The organism is Borreliella garinii (genome assembly GCF_001922545.1).
Lineage (GTDB): Bacteria > Spirochaetota > Spirochaetia > Borreliales > Borreliaceae > Borreliella > Borreliella garinii.
Map to the genome: position 1 here is coordinate 860,222 of NZ_CP018744.1, position 16,867 is coordinate 877,088.

General features: G+C 26.3%; 14 protein-coding genes. 11 read left to right on the forward strand and 3 right to left on the reverse strand.

The window, feature by feature from the left end:
• Nucleotides 1-2 precede the first annotated feature (2 nt).
• Genes BLA33_RS04055 through phoU form a run of 4 tightly spaced genes read left to right on the forward strand, consistent with a single transcriptional unit; the run spans nt 3 to nt 4,587 of the window.
• Nucleotides 3-2,447: an AAA family ATPase gene (locus BLA33_RS04055; RefSeq protein ID WP_075226547.1), complete on the forward strand. Its 2,445-nt coding sequence runs from the start codon at nt 3-5 to the stop codon at nt 2,445-2,447.
• 25 nt (nt 2,448-2,472) lie between these two features.
• The gene (locus BLA33_RS04060; protein ID WP_075226549.1) at nt 2,473-2,874 is read left to right on the forward strand and encodes a hypothetical protein; all 402 of its coding nucleotides are present in this window, start codon (nt 2,473-2,475) and stop codon (nt 2,872-2,874) included.
• Nucleotides 2,871-3,905 (forward strand): hypothetical protein, encoded by a 1,035-nt coding sequence (locus tag BLA33_RS04065; protein WP_029346938.1) that lies wholly within the window; start codon nt 2,871-2,873, stop codon nt 3,903-3,905. The genes BLA33_RS04060 and BLA33_RS04065 overlap by 4 nt, the downstream gene beginning before the upstream one ends.
• Nucleotides 3,906-3,915: 10 nt before the next feature.
• Nucleotides 3,916-4,587: a phosphate signaling complex protein PhoU gene (phoU, locus tag BLA33_RS04070; protein WP_004792068.1), complete on the forward strand. Its 672-nt coding sequence runs from the start codon at nt 3,916-3,918 to the stop codon at nt 4,585-4,587.
• Nucleotides 4,588-4,669: 82 nt separating this feature from the next.
• Here the strand turns inward: phoU and BLA33_RS04075 are convergent, their stop codons facing one another.
• Nucleotides 4,670-5,521: a protein-glutamate O-methyltransferase gene (locus BLA33_RS04075; protein ID WP_004792220.1), complete on the reverse strand. Its 852-nt coding sequence runs from the start codon at nt 5,519-5,521 to the stop codon at nt 4,670-4,672.
• 191 nt (nt 5,522-5,712) lie between these two features.
• On the opposite strand from BLA33_RS04075, the gene BLA33_RS04080 reads away from it, so the two are divergent.
• The 6 genes from BLA33_RS04080 to BLA33_RS04105 all read left to right on the forward strand — a co-directional run bounded on the left by BLA33_RS04080 (nt 5,713) and on the right by BLA33_RS04105 (nt 13,814).
• Entirely contained in the window at nt 5,713-7,218 is a 1,506-nt protein-coding gene (locus BLA33_RS04080) for a peptidylprolyl isomerase (RefSeq protein ID WP_029346839.1), read from the forward strand.
• Nucleotides 7,219-7,229: 11 nt separating this feature from the next.
• Nucleotides 7,230-8,768, forward strand: coding sequence for a pallilysin-related adhesin (locus BLA33_RS04085; RefSeq protein ID WP_029346838.1), 1,539 nt, complete (start codon nt 7,230-7,232; stop codon nt 8,766-8,768).
• Between the two features lie 8 nt (nt 8,769-8,776).
• Nucleotides 8,777-9,514 carry a 1-acylglycerol-3-phosphate O-acyltransferase gene (locus BLA33_RS04090; protein WP_075226551.1) on the forward strand — a complete coding sequence of 246 codons (738 nt, stop codon included), beginning with the start codon at nt 8,777-8,779 and terminating at the stop codon, nt 9,512-9,514.
• 20 nt (nt 9,515-9,534) lie between these two features.
• Entirely contained in the window at nt 9,535-11,334 is a 1,800-nt protein-coding gene (locus tag BLA33_RS04095; RefSeq protein ID WP_075226553.1) for a DNA topoisomerase IV subunit B, read from the forward strand.
• Entirely contained in the window at nt 11,334-13,214 is a 1,881-nt protein-coding gene (locus BLA33_RS04100; protein WP_029346837.1) for a DNA topoisomerase IV subunit A, read from the forward strand. The genes BLA33_RS04095 and BLA33_RS04100 overlap by 1 nt, the downstream gene beginning before the upstream one ends.
• Before the next feature lie 66 nt (nt 13,215-13,280).
• A complete protein-coding gene (locus BLA33_RS04105; protein WP_032985425.1) occupies nt 13,281-13,814 on the forward strand; it encodes a P13 family porin in 534 nt (177 codons plus the stop codon).
• 73 nt (nt 13,815-13,887) lie between these two features.
• On the opposite strand, the gene smpB is transcribed toward BLA33_RS04105, so the two are convergent.
• Nucleotides 13,888-14,340 carry an SsrA-binding protein SmpB gene (smpB, locus tag BLA33_RS04110; RefSeq protein WP_075226555.1) on the reverse strand — a complete coding sequence of 151 codons (453 nt, stop codon included), beginning with the start codon at nt 14,338-14,340 and terminating at the stop codon, nt 13,888-13,890.
• Between the two features lie 11 nt (nt 14,341-14,351).
• Nucleotides 14,352-15,815 carry an SUMF1/EgtB/PvdO family nonheme iron enzyme gene (locus BLA33_RS04115; RefSeq protein ID WP_029346835.1) on the reverse strand — a complete coding sequence of 488 codons (1,464 nt, stop codon included), beginning with the start codon at nt 15,813-15,815 and terminating at the stop codon, nt 14,352-14,354.
• 70 nt (nt 15,816-15,885) lie between these two features.
• Between BLA33_RS04115 and lepB the strand changes: the two genes are divergently transcribed.
• Nucleotides 15,886-16,866 carry a signal peptidase I gene (lepB, locus tag BLA33_RS04120; protein ID WP_029346834.1) on the forward strand — a complete coding sequence of 327 codons (981 nt, stop codon included), beginning with the start codon at nt 15,886-15,888 and terminating at the stop codon, nt 16,864-16,866.
• Nucleotide 16,867: the final 1 nt, after the last annotated feature.

A 16,867-nucleotide genomic window follows, 5' to 3' on the forward strand; every position in this document is an offset into this window, starting at 1 on the left:
GTTTGGTTTTAAAAAAAATAGTACTCTTGGGGTTTAAATCTTTTTTAAATAGGCAAGAGTTTGAAATAGGTAGAAATTTGAGCTTTATTGTGGGTCCTAATGGATGCGGAAAGAGCAATCTTATTGATGCTGTTCGTTTTTGTATGGGAGAAGATAATTTAAAATTTTTAAGGGTTGAAGATATTTCTGATTTAATTTCTGTTTCAAAATCAGGAAAATCAAATTTTTCAGAAATAACTCTTTTTTTTAGTAACATTGATGGTGAAAAATCGACTTTAAGGGAATTTGGGGAGAATTTTTATATTCGTAGGCGTCTTTATAAGGACGGTTCAAGTGAGTATTATTTTAATAATAAGATTTTAAATTTTCAGGATTATAATAGACTTTTGAATAGGTTTCAGTTTAAAAAATCGCCTTATATGTTTATAACCCAAGGCAGGGTGGAAGACATTTCTTTGGGAAGAAATGTAAATCTTAAATCTTTAATTGAACAGGCAAGCGGAATAGATGTTTTAAAAATAGAAGAAGAAGAGGCCCTTAAAAATTTTAAGCAATCTAATCAAAATTTATCGTCTTTATTAACCTTACAAGAAAATTTAAAGCAAAAGTACGATAACATAAAAAATGTTTACCTTTTGAGAAAAAAACATCAAGATTTAAGTCAAAAATTAGAAGCTTTAGAAAAAACAATAATATTAAAAAAGCTTTTCAATATTAATTTTGATATTAATGTCTTAAAAAACGAATTAAATTTAGACGGTTTGAGTAAATTTTTGTCTTCTAGTTTTAAGGAAAAGTTAGAATTTTATTCATTTAGAGAAAAAAATGTTGTTAGTAATATTCAGGCATTAGAAAAGGACCTTGAGCTTGCAAAATCTAAAATTCTTGGACTAGAGATTAAGATTCAAAAATTAGAGCAAGAAAAGACTGTAAAGATGAATTTGGAAGATAAGCTTATTAAGAGTAAATTTAATTTTGAGGAGAAAAGAAAATCTATAAATAACGATTTACATCAATTAAATAGTTTGCTTAAAGAAAAGAAAAATGAATTTTTTTCTTTAAGTGATGAAATTAATAGATATACTAAAAGTTTTTTTGAACTTGTTGATTTAATTTTATCTGTATTAAAGAGTGCTAAATCAGAAGAGCTTGTTTTATTAAAAGAAAATATATTAGACTCTCTTAAACTTTTTGAAGAATCGTTGAGTATAAAATATATTAAAGAGATTAGAGTAAATTTAATCAAATATATAAGCAAAGATGAGAATCTTTTGGCTTTATTGAAGGATAAAATTGAGCCTATTTTCGATCAAAATGTTGATTTAAAAAAATTTTTGCTTGAAAAAAATTCTTTAAAATCAAATCTTGCTAAAGAGATAACAAATATCGAGAGATTAATCGAAGAAAAGACGCTTAAATTAAATGATGCGTTGGGAGAGCTTGAGTATATAGAGCTTTCTAAATTTAAAAATTTAGACGAAATCAAACTTATAGATGGTAATTTAGAATTTTTATCTGAATCTAAGAATAGTCTTGATGAAGAGATTAAAGATTTGTATTTAAAGCTTGACAATTTAAATTTAGAAAAGAGTGATATTCAGCTTAAATTAAACAATCTCGTTGCTTCAAAATCCAATAATGAGTCTTTTAAGGAGAAAGATTTAAGCTCTTCAGTTTTTTTAAATAATTTTAAAAAAACTAATTATTATGAATATATAAAAAAACAGACAGAGTATGAATTTCTTTTGAACTCTAATTTAAGCATTAAGAATGAAATAGAAAATTTTAATATTTCTAATAAAATGTCTGATAAATTTAAATTGGAAGAGGACATTCTAACCAGAGATCTATTACAAAAAGAGATCAATGCAATCAATCTAGGCGATTATGTATTTTTCAATATTGATAAAGAGTTTGATGAAACCAAGGATCGTTTTGAAAAAGTAAGTTTACAAGTAGAAGATTTAAAGCTTTCTAAATATTCATTACAAAAGCTTCAAAAAAAAATAAAGAGTGAAATTTATAAAAAATTTAGAGAATCATTTGATGAGATTAATAAAAACTTTTCTTACTTTTTTAAAAAAATTTTTAAAGGAACCGCCATTCTTTTTTATAATGAAAATACCGATAATGTTGAGATTAGAATAAATTTTTCAAATAAATTTGTCAAAAACAATAATATGCTTTCAGGAGGCGAGAGTACTTTGGTTAGCATGGCTTTTTTGTTTGCACTTTATTATTATTCTCCTGCTTGTTTTTGCATGCTTGATGAAGTAGATGCAGCTCTTGATTTTGAGAATAGCAAAAAACTTTCTTTACTATTAAAAGAATTGGGGAAAAAAATTCAACTCTTGGTAATAACCCATAATGCATATGTTTCTGAGGGTGGTGAAAATTTGATAGGCATTACACTTGATAATGGTGAAAGTAAGGTGTTTAATATATAATTAAATTAGATTTAAGGAAATTAACATGCAAGATGGAAAGTTTAGCTTTAGAAAATATTTTTTAATTTTAATATTTTTAATTTTTATTGTTTCAGGTATTACTTATTTCTATTCAACACAAATGTTAGAGAAATCTCAAAGGTCTGTTGAAGATAATTTAGATGCTAAGATTAAATTAGTTGACATGGAAGATTTTTATTTTGATTTAAATAAATCTCTAAATATGGATGATTTTTTTATTCCTAGGCCTGATTTTTTAAATGAAAATTTAAATAAAAATTTAGTTATTGATGGATTAATTAAAAATAAATTTCTTGATGAGAATTTTTTTAAGGATCTTTGGATTAAAAAGGAAAATTTATTTAACATTGATATTGAGAAGGAGAATGAAAAATTAATAGATAAGATTTTAGAAATTTCCAAATGATTAAAAAATATTTGATTTATATAAGTTTGCTATTTGTTGTTTTTGAAGTTTGTCCTGAGCCAGCTTTTATAAGTCAGAGTGATTCATATGAGCTTGATTTTAGCAGTAGAGAAGTAGATATTAATGTAAATACCAATTCAAAGTTTAATCTTTCTTTTAAAGATGAGTCTTGGATTTATATCAAAAACAACGAAAATAGAGCTTTTATTAAGTTGATTGGAGAATCTTACGAGAATGGTGCTGTTTTTTCTTTTCAAACTTTTAAAAAAGAAGGCAAGATTAAGTTGCTTTTTAGCTACCAAAATGTTAACAATTCAATTGAATTTAATAAAATGATTATCTTGAAAATTACAAATAAGTTTGAAATTAAAATTCCATCTAGTGGTGGCGTTTCTGATGAAAATAAGGATATTAAAAGTAATAATAGCCTTGAACTTGGAAGGGGTAGTATTAATATAACTCCTGAAGAAGTTATTGCCGGGGCTTTGAATTTATCTTACATAAATGATTACAAAGGAGCAATAGATTTGCTTAATAGGTATAATTTTAATGATGATAAATATATTTTATTGAAGGCGCAAATTTATCATAAAAACAGGGATTATTTGAAATCTTATGAAAATTATTTGAAATTGAAGAGTAGATGCTTTAAAAGCATTATTTTTGATCTAATTAAGCTTGGCATAGAGCTTGATATTAAAGAAGAGGTCTTAGAGAACGCTAGATATTTAGTTGAAAATAATATTGATTTTTCTGAGAGTATTTATCTTGAGATTTTTGAATTTTTAGTAATAAAGGGAGAATATGAGTTTGCTTTAAATTTTAGTTCTCTTTACTTTCCCAAGTATGTTAATTCGAGCTTTTTAGATAAATATAGCTATGTGTTGGGGAAACTTTATGAGTCTGAGAGTAAACATAAAGATTTTTTAAAGGCTTTGCATTACTATAAATTAGTTATTAATAATTACCCCTTTAGTGATTATTATGAGAGAGCCAAGGTAAGATATTTGTTTTTAAAGCGATTTTTTTAGGAGATATTATATGATAAGGAGAAGGCTTACTAAACAACTTGAAATAATAAAAGATTATCTTTGGGATATGAAGGAATGTGTGCTTAAAATTATAGATGACTCTTTAATAGCCTTAGAATCTAAGGATAAAAGTTTAGCTAAAAAAATAATCAATGAAGATGAAAAAATAATAGATGATTATCAATATGATATTGAGGATTTGTGTGGAAGGATAATTGCGACTGAGCATCCTGTTGCTACAGAACTTAGAGAAATTTTAGCAATTATTAAAATAATAAGTTCTCTTGAAAGGATTGCAGACCATGCTACCAAGATTGTAAGAGTTGTTCTTCTTCTAGAATCAGATTTGGATGATTTTGATTTTCTTAATCTTTATTTTAAACCTTTAAGAGAAATGGCTGATACAGCTAAAGAGATGTTGTCTGATATTTTTGACGCATATTTTGATGGAGATTTTACTAAAATATTAAAGATAGTTAAGTATGATAATATAATAGATAAATTATTTTCAAAGCAAAAAAGCATTGTTATTGATGCAATGAAAAAAAATCCTGAAAATTTAGATTATCTTTTAAATATATTATTTTTGAATAGTTTTTTAGAAAGAGTAGGCGATCATGTAGCAACAATTGGTGAATTGCTCTATTTTATTAAAATAGGTGAGAAAGTAAACTTAACCTAGCGGCATTATTTTAAAATTTTTAAAGCCAAATAAATTTTATATAATGGAAAGTTTTTACAAAAAGAATTAATGATCATGATCATTAATTCTTTTTGTAAGTAGCAGGCATTATGTATTCAAGATTTTTGTTTCCTCTTATTGTTTCTGAATGTCCAATTAAAAGATAAGAATCATCTTTAAGATAGGAGTTTAATTTATTGGCAAGGTTGTTTCTAGTTTTTTCATCAAAATATATCATGACATTTCTGCAAAATATTAGGTCAAATTTCTTGCTAAATGGAAATTTTTCATCCATTAAATTTAATTTTTTAAAGTAAACCATTTTTTTTAAAATTTCTTTAACTTGAAATTTATCATCTTTAAGTTGATTTAAATATTTAGTTTTTAAATATTTAGGCAAGTTTATTATACGATCTTCAGGATAAATTCCTTCATGAGCCTCTCTTAGAACGCTAATTGAAATGTCTGTTGCTAAGATTTTGACTTTAAAATTTGCTTTATTATTTTCCATGTATTCTTGCAGTATCATTGCAATTGTATACGGTTCTTCACCGCTTGAGCATCCGGCTGACCATATTCTAATTTCTGGGTTTTGTGATTTTAATATTTTTTCAGCAAGTTTGGGTAATATTTTTTTATTTAAAAAATCGAAATGTTTAGATTCCCTGAAAAAATAGGTATGATTGGTTGATATTTTGTCTACTAATTCAATTAATTGAATATTTCCAGTGCTTTTTTCTAAAAAGTTAATGTATTCAGTAAAATTTTTAAAACCTTTAACTTTAAGAAGAGATGATAATCTACTTTCAATTAGCATCTTTTTTTTTTCGCTGAGATTTATTCCAAAATTGTTATAAACTATTTTTATTAATCTTGAAAGTTCGTCTTTAGTTATATTTATATTAAGGTTGAATTTGTTTTGATTTATGTTCATATGCTTTTGATTTTATTCTCCTTTTTGACCCAGAGTGATTTGTTTAAATATTAAAAATGTAAAAATTTCTTTTTTAGTTCTATAATATTAAAGCGTACAGCTTAAGTTAAATATTTCAATTGCAATAATTTTTCAATTGTGATAATTTAGTAGTTAAATTATTAGTATGCTTACTTATTAAAGGTTGTTTTATGCGAAAAAGAAGTAGTAGAAAAATCAAAAATGATTTAGTTGCACTTGAATCTAAAGAAAAAAAAGTTGGTATATGGGGTATTTTTGCTCTTATTTTAATTGTTTTCGGATTTATTATTGCACCTTTACTTCCAGGGATCTTTGACAATGCTCATTCATCTGGTTTAAAATTTGGTTCTTATAAAGGTCAACCTATTTACTATAAAAAAGATAGTAAGTTTGCCAAGTATGTTAATTATTATTCAAATCTTTATTCTAGATTACAAGGAAATGCTAAAAATATTAATATAGATTACAATGCCTGGTATTTGGCATTTATGAAATATGTTGAGGATATTGCTTTTTTTGACTTGATAAAAAAATATAATTTTTACATCTCTAAAGAGATGTTGAATAAAAATTTACTAAGATCTCCTGAGTATTTAGACTCTAATGGGAATTTTAGTTCTAAAAGATATAATAAAGCTTCTGATTATCAAAAAGTTAAAATTTATGATGATATGGTAGAAAATATACTGTTTTCTAATGTAAAAATTTTTTTAAATAGTAATTTAATATTTCCCGAGTCTCTTTTTAATCTGATTAAAGATATGAGTACTGTAGAAAGGCATATTTCATATCTTTCTCTTTCTTATCAAGATTTTTCTAATAAAGAAGCAATATCTTATGCTGAGAAAAATTTAAATTTATTCAAACGCTTATCGCTTGCGTCTATTCGTTTTAAAAATATGAATGACGCTAGGAATGCTTATGATAAGCTATTAAACAAAACTCCATTTGAAGAGCTTGCTAAGCTTTATTCAGATGATATAGCTAATTTCAAAGGTGTTGTTTCTTTGGATAAGTATTATTTTGATTTAGATCTTAATATTGAGAAAAAAGAAGATCTAGATTTTATTTTTTCTTTAAGAGAGAGTGAATTTAGCAAGCCTATCAAGATTAAAAATAAAAATGAATATCAAATATATAAGGCATTTGGCAATGTTCATAATTTTGATAAAAATTCAGATCGTGATATTAGCTCTGTTAAAAATTATATTGAAACTTATGAGCCAAGCGTTATTGAAGGTTATTTGGAAAATAAACTAAATAATTTTCTTAGTGATGTTAAGCTTAGTGGTTTAAGCCAAGCTCTTGAAAAATATCGGTTTAGTTTAAAAGAAGAAATTGTTAATTTATCTTATAATGTTAATATTTATCCCAATACTTTAAAAGAGTTGGTTGAGTTTAATAATAGCAAATCTTTTTACAATGTTGTTTTTGGATTAAAAGAAAATTCTTGGTCTAAGCCTTTTGTAGCAAATAAAAAAGTTTATTTATTTTTTCTGAACTCAGCTAAAAAAAGATCTAAACCGTTTAAAGAAGAGCTTAAAAATGAAAAACTTCTTGACAATTTAAACATTGCGAATAGCGGTTTGATTACAGATTTTTTATTAAATAAAAAAGATTTTGTTAATAATTTTAATGAGTCATTTTTTGCTTTACAAAACTTTAGTCAAAATTAAGAAATGAATGTATGGTAAAGGTTTTGATAGCTAGCTTAATTAATTTTACTAAAGAATTAATTCGACTTTATAATTGTGTTTATATCTATTTTTGTAGATTTTTGTTTTTATTCTTTTTTTTTACATTGCTTGCTTGTTCTAAAGCAAGCAAGGATTTTATTGTTTTTAATAAAGATGTAAAATCTTCTCCCAAAATCGATAATCCAAATTCTAATGTTTTAGAAATTAACAAAATGGAAGATTTTTTTGGAGATATTATAGATTTAAAAGGCTATAAAATTCTTGCAGTTCAGCAGGAAAATTTAAATTTAGATGTTTATTTTGAACAGGTGGTCTTAGCTCAAAATTTTTCAAATCTTAATGCGTATTTATTTATTATTGGTTTTGATCCTAAAATTAAAGTCGGAACGATTCTTTTCAAAACTCAAATAGATATTGACCCAAAAAATTCTTATAACATGTATCTTGAGGATATTACAGGTGATTATGATTTTAATATAGTTGTTCAAGGATTTTTAAAAGATAAATCCGTTTTGTACGTTTTTCAAAAATCTGTTTTAAATGATGTATCTTCTTATAAGCCCATATTTTTTGACAAAGTTAATGGTACTGTTCTTATTAATAAGTATGCAAGATCTTCAGCTTATGAAGAAAATAGGTCAAGAGAAAGCTATCCTATTTCTTTAGAAAAATATGAAAAAGTAGGAGAAGATTTAATAATCAGTAAGATTGAAAAATATGAATATTCCCATGTTCAGGGCAAATATTATCTTTCTTCTGTGAGTGAAAAAGTTGGCAAGATTGATAATAATATTTACAAAACTTTAAAGAATTTAAGCAAAGATGAAGTTTATAGATTTTTGCATGGAGTTTGGTACGACGCCTATGATTATAATAAAAAACAAGGCAAAGAGATTGATGAAGTTTTATTTTTGTCTTTTGAAAGACAATCAAGCGAGATCAATCTTTTTAGAAAAAATTCTCAAGAAGTTGCAAAGATTGAATATATTTCAAAACCGGCTTACAACACTCTTAATGTTAGTGCGAAGTCTCTTTTTTCAGATTTGATAGTTTACAATTTTTGGATAAAAATTGTAGATAAAGAAAACATTGAAATCAAAATTGACACCAGTACAAATTCTTACGATAATAGTGGATTTTCAGGATCATTTAAAAGATTTGATGAAAATGTCTTAAACGTTGTTAAAAAAAAAGGTAATAATATTTATTTTATTCCTAGTGGGAATTACGCTTATAAGGACAAGATTTATGATTTTTCTTATCCCCATTTAACTTATATTGATGAAAATAAAATTTATTATGGCATTTTTAATATTTTCCCTTTAAAAAATAATTTTGTTCTTGAATATGAAATTGATATGGGTAGTTACAAGCTTATTGAATCTTTTTTTCTTGAACATATCGAGAGAGTTGTTCAAAAGCAAAAATTTTCTACAATTATTCTTAATCCTATTAAAATTTTAAAAGATGATGTAAGCTTAGTTAAAGGACAAAAATTAAAACTTGAGCGAATAGAAAAAATAGGATAATAGTTTTTATGAAAATATTGAGAAGTGTTATAACTTATTTTAATGTTTTATTGTTCTTTTTGATTTTGATTTTTTTTTTATTTCCCTTCTACTTGATTTGTAAGATTTTTTCACTTGAGCGTTATGTTATTAGATTTAGCTTTATTATGATGCGAGCTTGCATTAAGATTGGTTTATGGCTTGCTGGAATTAAAATTATTGTTACAGGTTCTGAGAATATTCCCCAAAAAAGCAATATAATCATAATGGGAAATCATATTGCGGCTATGGATCCTTTAATTTTTATTTATACCTTTGTTAATCCATTTGTAATATTAGCAAAACATTCTTTGCTTAGGGTTCCTTTTGTGAATCTTGTTTTAATTGTTATGGGCGCTATTTTTGTCAATAGAAAGAGCATAAGATCTGCTGCTATTGCTGAGGCTAAGGCAATAAAGGTTATGAGAGAGGGTAGATCTATTGGAATTTTCCCTGAAGGGACTAGGAACAGAGGGGGGGATACTAAGGTTTTTAAAAAAGGTGCAATTAAGATGGCATTAAAGACAGGAACATCTATTCTTCCTGTTACTCTTTATAATACTAATAACTTTTTCATTAAAAATATTATTTTTAATTCTGGAGTATCTGTTTATATTCATGTCCATCCTTTGATAGATGTTTTAAAATTAAGTGAATATGAAAAAGAGAATCTTACTAGTATTATTAGAGATCAAATAGTTAAAAAGCTTGAAACTATTAAAATTTAATTTATAAAGCAAGGATTTAGATGAAGACTCAAAATTATGATGAAAGTAAAATAATAACCCTATCTTCTCTTGAACACATTAGATTAAGATCTGGTATGTATATTGGACGTTTAGGAGATGGCTCTAATATTGATGATGGTATTTATATTCTAATTAAAGAGATAATAGACAATTCAATTGATGAGTTTATTATGGGTTATGGAAATGAAATTTTTATAAAAAAAGAAAATAATCTCATTACTATTAGGGATTATGGAAGAGGAATTCCTCTTGGGAAAGTTGTCGAGAGCGTTTCAGTTATTAATACTGGAGCTAAGTACAATGATGATGTTTTCCAATTTTCTGTAGGACTTAATGGAGTTGGAACTAAAGCAGTTAATGCCTTAAGTTCAAAATTTCTAGTAAGATCAACAAGGAATGGTAAATCTTTTGAGGCTTTGTTTTCTAAAGGAAACTTATTAGAATCCAGAGAAATGGAATCTTCTGATAAAGACGGTACTTATGTTGAGTTTTTAGCGGATTCAGAGATATTTGGAAAATATTCTTACAGTGAAGATTTTCTTAAGAGAAGATTTTTCCATTATGCTTGTTTGAATAAAGGGCTTATAATAAACTATAATAATCAAATTTTTGAATCCAAAAACGGTCTTTTAGATTTTTTGAATTCAGAAATTAAAAGTGATGATTTGCTTTATGATATTGTTTACTATTCTAGTAAAACTTTGGAGTTTGCTTTTTCTCATACAAATAATTATGGAGAGACTTATTTTTCATTTGTTAATGGGCAATATACCAACGATGGAGGTACCCATCAGACTGGTTTTAGAGAAGGCTTTGTAAGAGCTATTAATGATTTTCTTAAAAAAACATATTCGTCAACAGATATTAGAGAAGGGCTTGTTGCAACTCTTTCTGTTAAAATTAAAGACCCAATATTTGAAAGCCAAACTAAGAATAAGCTTGGAAATATTGAAACTAGAGGTAATGTTGCAAGGGAAGTGCAAAAGATAATTTCTGAGATTTTATATAAAGATAAAATACTTGCAAAATTGATTGAGAAAAAAGTAGTTGACAATGAACGACTTAGGAAAGAACTAAGTAGTGTAAGAAAAGAGGCAAGAGAGAGAGCAAAAAAAATATCTTTTAAAATCCCCAAGCTTAAGGATTGTAAATTTCATTTTAATGGTAGCAACGAGCAGTCAGAACAAACTATGATCTTTTTAACAGAAGGGGACTCTGCAACGGGTTCAATGGTATCTTGTAGAGATGTTTATACCCAGGCTATATTTTCTCTTAGAGGCAAACCTCAAAATATGTTTGAAAAAAATAAATCTGAAATATATAAAAATGAAGAGCTTTATAATATGATGGTGGCTCTTGGCATTGAAGAATCAATTGAAAATTTAAGGTACAATAAGGTTGTAATAGCAACTGATGCAGATTTTGATGGATTTCATATTAGAAATTTGTTGTTAACTTTTTTCTTAACTTTTTTTGAAGATTTAATTTTAAATGGTCATATGTATATTTTAGAAACTCCTCTTTTTAGGGTTAGGAACAAAAAAAACACGATCTATTGTTATTCTGAGGAAGAAAAGAAAAAGGCCATGATCCAGCTTAAGGGGGGATGTGAAGTGACAAGGTTTAAGGGCCTTGGTGAAATTTCTCCAAATGAATTTAAAAGTTTTATTGATATTAATAGCATTAAACTTACAAAAGTGGATCTTTTTAATATTAAAGAAATAAAAGAGAAATTGGGTTTTTATATGGGGCAAAATACTCCTGAGCGGCGGAATTTTATTATGGAGAATTTGATTTAATGGATATTAGAAGCATACTTAAAGATAATTTTTTGCAATATTCATCTTATGTTATTAAAGATCGCGCTATTGCTAGTGTTGTTGATGGATTTAAGCCAGTTCAAAGGAGAATTATACATTCTCTTTTTGAAATGCATGATGGTAATTTTCATAAAGTTGCAAATGTTGTTGGTAATACAATGAAATACCATCCTCACGGTGATACTTCAATTTATGAGGCTCTTGTTAATATTGCCAACAAGGATCTATTTATTGAAAAGCAAGGCAATTTTGGCAATTTATTGACAGGTGATCCTGCTTCTGCTTCTCGATATATTGAATGTAGATTGACCCCTTTAGCTTTTGATGTTCTTTACAGCAAAGAGATAACAGTTTATGAATCTTCTTATGATGGAAGAAATAATGAACCTTTGCTTTATCCCGCAAAAATTCCTGTTATTTTAATTCAGGGAAGCGAGGGAATTGCTGTTGGAATGGCAGCCAAAATACTGCCTCACAATTTTAATGAGATTTTAAGCGCAGTAAAGAGCGAGCTTCTTGGAGAGACTTACGATATTTATCCTGATTTTCCAACAGGAGGAATAGTTGATGTTAATGAATATGCTGATGGTAACGGCAAAGTTTTAGTTAGAGCTAAAATTGAAACTATAGATGAAAAAACAATTGTAATAAGGGAATTGCCTTTTGGTGAGACTACTGAGAGCTTAATATCTTCGATTGAGAAAGCGATTAGAAAGAATTATATTAAAGTTTCAAGCATTAATGATTTTACTGCTGAAAATGTGGCTATAGAACTATCTTTGCCGCGGGGTGTTTATGCAAGTGAAGTGATTGAAAAGTTGTATCATTATACAAATTGCCAGATATCAATTTCTGTTAATTTATTGTTGCTTAGTGAGAGGTATCCTGTTGTTTATACTATTAAAGATCTTATTAAGTTTCATGCAGACCATCTTCAAAAAATTTTAAAAATGGAACTCGAATTGCAAAGAAATAAGATCTTTGAAAAAATATTTTATAAAACACTAGAACAAATTTTTATTGAAAAAAAGATTTATAAACTTCTTGAAACAATTTCTAAAGAAGAAAATATTGTAAGTATAATATTGTCAGAGGTTTTAAAATATAAAGAATCTTTTTCAAGGGAAGTTTTGAAAGAAGATGTTGAAAATTTGCTTAAGATTCCAATTAGAAAAATAAGTCTTTTTGATATTGATAAAAATTCTAAGGATATTAAAATTTTAAATAAAGAATTAAAGAGTGTAAATAGCAATATTTCCTCAATAAGAGGATACTCAATAAACTTTATTGATTTATTACTTGCAAAGTACTCTAAAGATCATCAAAGGAAGACTGAAATTTCTTTAATCAAATCAAAGAATGTAAAAGAAATAGCTACAAAGAATATGAAAGTTTATTTGAACTTGGTAGAAGGTTTTGTAGGAACTAGTCTTTTTGATGGTGAATTTATCGGAAATGCTAGTTATTATGATAAAATATTGGTTTTTAGGAAAAATAGTTATGTTCTTAAAAATATTGAAGACAAGGCATTTATAGATAAAAAGAATATATGTGCTTTAGTTTATGATATAAATAATTCAAAAGCACAAATATTTTCAATAATTTATCTTAATAAACTTGACAATTTTTATTATATTAAAAGATTTAAAATAGATAAGTTTATTACAGATAAAGTCTATGAATTTTTAGGAGAAAATGATGAATTTGTTGATTTTTCATTGAATCCCCAATTTGTAGAATTTTCAACAAATAAAGATATTGTTAAAAGAATTGAAATTGCTAATTTTATGGTTAAATCAAGAAGCTCTATTGGTAAGCGAATTTCGAGTAACAATTTGAAAAAAGTTAAATTTAAATAGTTCCAAAAGCCTTTTTTAAATTTCATTAATATGCTACCATAGTACCAGTTTAGTAAAGGGGTTTTTATGAATAAATTTTTAATTTTTATTTTGGTAGCCTTTTGTGCTTTTTCTAGTTTTGCTCAAGATGATTCTAAAAGCACTTTTAATCTGGGAGCGGGAGAAAAATTTTTGGTTTATGAAACCAATAAGAAAGATTCTCTTGTACCATTTTTATTGAACCTTTTTTTAGGGTTCGGGATAGGTTCTTTTGCTCAAGGAGATATCCTTGGAGGTTCTCTTATTCTTGGATTTGATGCGGTTGGTATAGGTTTAATACTTACAGGAGCTTATTTGGACATCAAGGATTTTGATAATAATGCTAAAAAAGCTGATTTTAAGTGGACTTGGGGTAAGGGAATGATGTTGGCAGGTGTGGTTACTATGGCTGTGACAAGATTGACAGAAATTGTTCTTCCATTTACATTTGCTAATAATTATAACAGGAAGCTGAAAAATAGTCTTAATATAGCCTTGGGAGGATTTGAGCCTAGTTTTGATATTAACATGGGCCAAGCTAGTGCCCTTGGGTTTGGACTGTCTTTCAAAAAAAGTTATTAATTTTATTTATTATGAAAATGAGTGATTGCAATTTTGTATTGTGATTGCTCATTGTAGTTGAAAATTAGAGCTTTTATTTATATTTTATTTCTCTGCTAAGATCTTTTTTTATGCTTTTTTGTTTTAGTATTTCTCTTTTATCATACAATTTTTTTCCTTTGCATATCCCAACTTCTACTTTAATTATTGATTTTTTTAAATAAAAACTAATAGGAATTAAAGTGTATCCCTCTTTTTCTTTAAATTTTTTTAGTCTTTGTAGTTCCTTTTTTTTGATTAGAAGCTTTCTGGGTCTTAATTCATCGTGATTAAAGATATTTCCTTCTTTATATTTTGATACGTGCAAGTTTTCAAGCCACAATTCTTCTTTTTTTATGCTTGCAAAGCTATTATTAAATGACAATTTTTTTGCCTTTATTGATTTTACTTCAGTTCCTTTCAGTACTATTCCACAACTTATTTTTTCTTCAATAAAGTAATTAAATTTTGCCTTTTTGTTTTCAAGAAGTAAAGCGTTTGTGTTCAAATCTATTCCTTCTAATCCTTTGATACAATCAATCTAAAACCAATGTTTGGAGAACTCCAATTTTTCAAGAAAGAAGCTTTAGTTGATGGATTGATTAAATTATTATTTTCATGGGAGTATGTTCTAACTTCTGTTACTAATGAATAAAAATTTGAATTTTCGTTATAAAAATTTTTTTCATTTTTAAACATTGCAATATCGTTAAAAGACGAATTTTGCATTAAATTCCAAAATCCAACTTTTTTTGATATTTCATTAATATTTAATGATTTTTTGTTTGGTTCTTTTTGGTACAATTCCCATTCTTGTGATATAGGGAGTCTTGCTTTAAATCCTTTGGGAAGTTTTTTAGAGTACCAGTTGGCATATTCTATTGCTGAGAAATAAGATATACCTGTGATAGCTTCATTTAAGCCTATTTGATTAAAATTTTTGAGATAATTTTCATCTACGAGTTGTTCTTTTATTAAATTTTCTTTGTTATTTAATGCCCATTTTGGATTTTCTTTTAAAAAATCTTGATACTCATATTTTGTAACATTTTGCTCTTGAATAAGAAATTCTTTTATACTATAGGTAGATTTTAGTGAAATATTTTTTGAATCTAATTCATAATTTTGAATTTTTTCGATTTTATTTGAATTTATTTTTTTAAATCTAGGTAACTTTATATTAATTTTTTCATTTTTAGAAATTAATTGAATGTTTTCATTGTCTAGAGTTTTGGTTAATTTTTTAATCCAGGGTTTATTTTTTGTTAGTATTTTGAGATCTTTATCTAAATTTTCTAAAAACCAAAAGATAGCTCTATTTTCTAAGTTAAAATTTGTTTTTAAAGAGTTCCATATTTTTTCTTGATCACTATTGCTTTGGTCTATTGAATACACTGCTTTATATGAATCTAAAAAATCCTTAAACATTTCTATTGAATTTAAGTAAGGTATGGAATCTTTTAGAAATTTTTTAATGTATTCAGGATGTTCTTTGAGTTCACTAGATACTAATGAAAATACAGGGATTAATTTTGTATTTTCATTAGTATTTTTTATTTTTACCATTATAGAGAGTTCTTTTTGTCTTTGTTCAATGATCTTTTCAGGATCAACCAGTTCTAAATTTATTTGTAAATTATAGCTTCCAAAAAATTTGTTGTGAATTTTTATATTTTGTTCGTAGGTTTTAAATCCCATCCTTTTTGCTTTAAGGATTCCTTCAGTGGTATTTATATATTTATTAAGTGGAGTTCTGCCGATATACTTTTCGTTTAAATAGATATAAGTGTTTTCAATGTTAGAATTTATTTTTAAATACGCTCCTGGATTTTTAAACTTAGGTATAATAATTAAAACTGATACTAAACTTAAAAGTAATATTATTGTTGTAAGAAATACGTAAACTTTGGGAACTATTCCTAGAATTGGCTTTAATTTAACTTCAAGAAGATCAATATTTGAATTCTCATCAATTTCCTTCATCTTTTAAAGTATAGAAAAGTATTTAAATAAGTGTCAATATTTTGTATGATTTAATTCTTGAGGTTAGATTATGTATTTAAGAAGATTAGATAAATTTGCATCTTTTTTGGTATACTCTGTTGAAAAATACTTGACATATCGAAAAAGAAAGAAGTATTTTTGCAAATTAAGGGCTAAGAAACGAGGATTTTTTCTCAACTTTTTATTTGATTTTGTAGCAGCGGCAATTTTTGTACTGGTAATAAATCAATATTTTGTCCAAGCTTATAAAATACCGTCAGGTTCAATGGAAAATACTCTTCAAATAGGGGATTTTTTATTTGTAGATAAATTTTCTTACGGTCCTGAACTTTTACCAGGGTTATTTAAGATTAATGGTTTTAAAGCCCCAGAAGAATCCGATGTTATTATTTTTGAAAATCCAGAATATAAATCAAAGGGTGTTTTTTTTGATATTTTTCAAAGAATACTTTACATGTTAACGTTATCTTTTATTGATCTTGATAGAGATGAATATGGCAATCCTAATGTTAGATTTCTAGTTAAAAGAGGTGTATTTGCAGATGGAAAAATTGTTAGATTTAACAGCGGTAAAGCTTACATTAAAAGAGAAGGCGAAGAAAATTTTATTTTAGAAGATTCTTATCGGGATTTGGTTGATCAAAATTTTAATATTAAGAAAATTGTAGCAAATGAGGACTATGGGATTTATGGTGATTTTGCTATGTTTGTTGCTTTGAGTCAGTTAAATATAAATTTAAGTCGCATTCCCGATTTCTCATTTTTTGATGTTAGAGTGATTGATAGGTTTGAGTTTGAAAGATTAGAATATAAGTATTTGTCTGCTTTTATGCCATATGTTGATTATTATATGGAGAAAGCTATAATAAGGGATTATGGGATTTATGTTCCTTATGGATATATTTTGCCAATTGGAGACAATAGAGACAATTCTCATGATGGTCGATTTTTTGGTGTAATAAATAAGAATAAAGTGCTTGGAAAAACTTTAATAATATATCTTCCATTTTCTAGAGTAGGATTTATTTAAA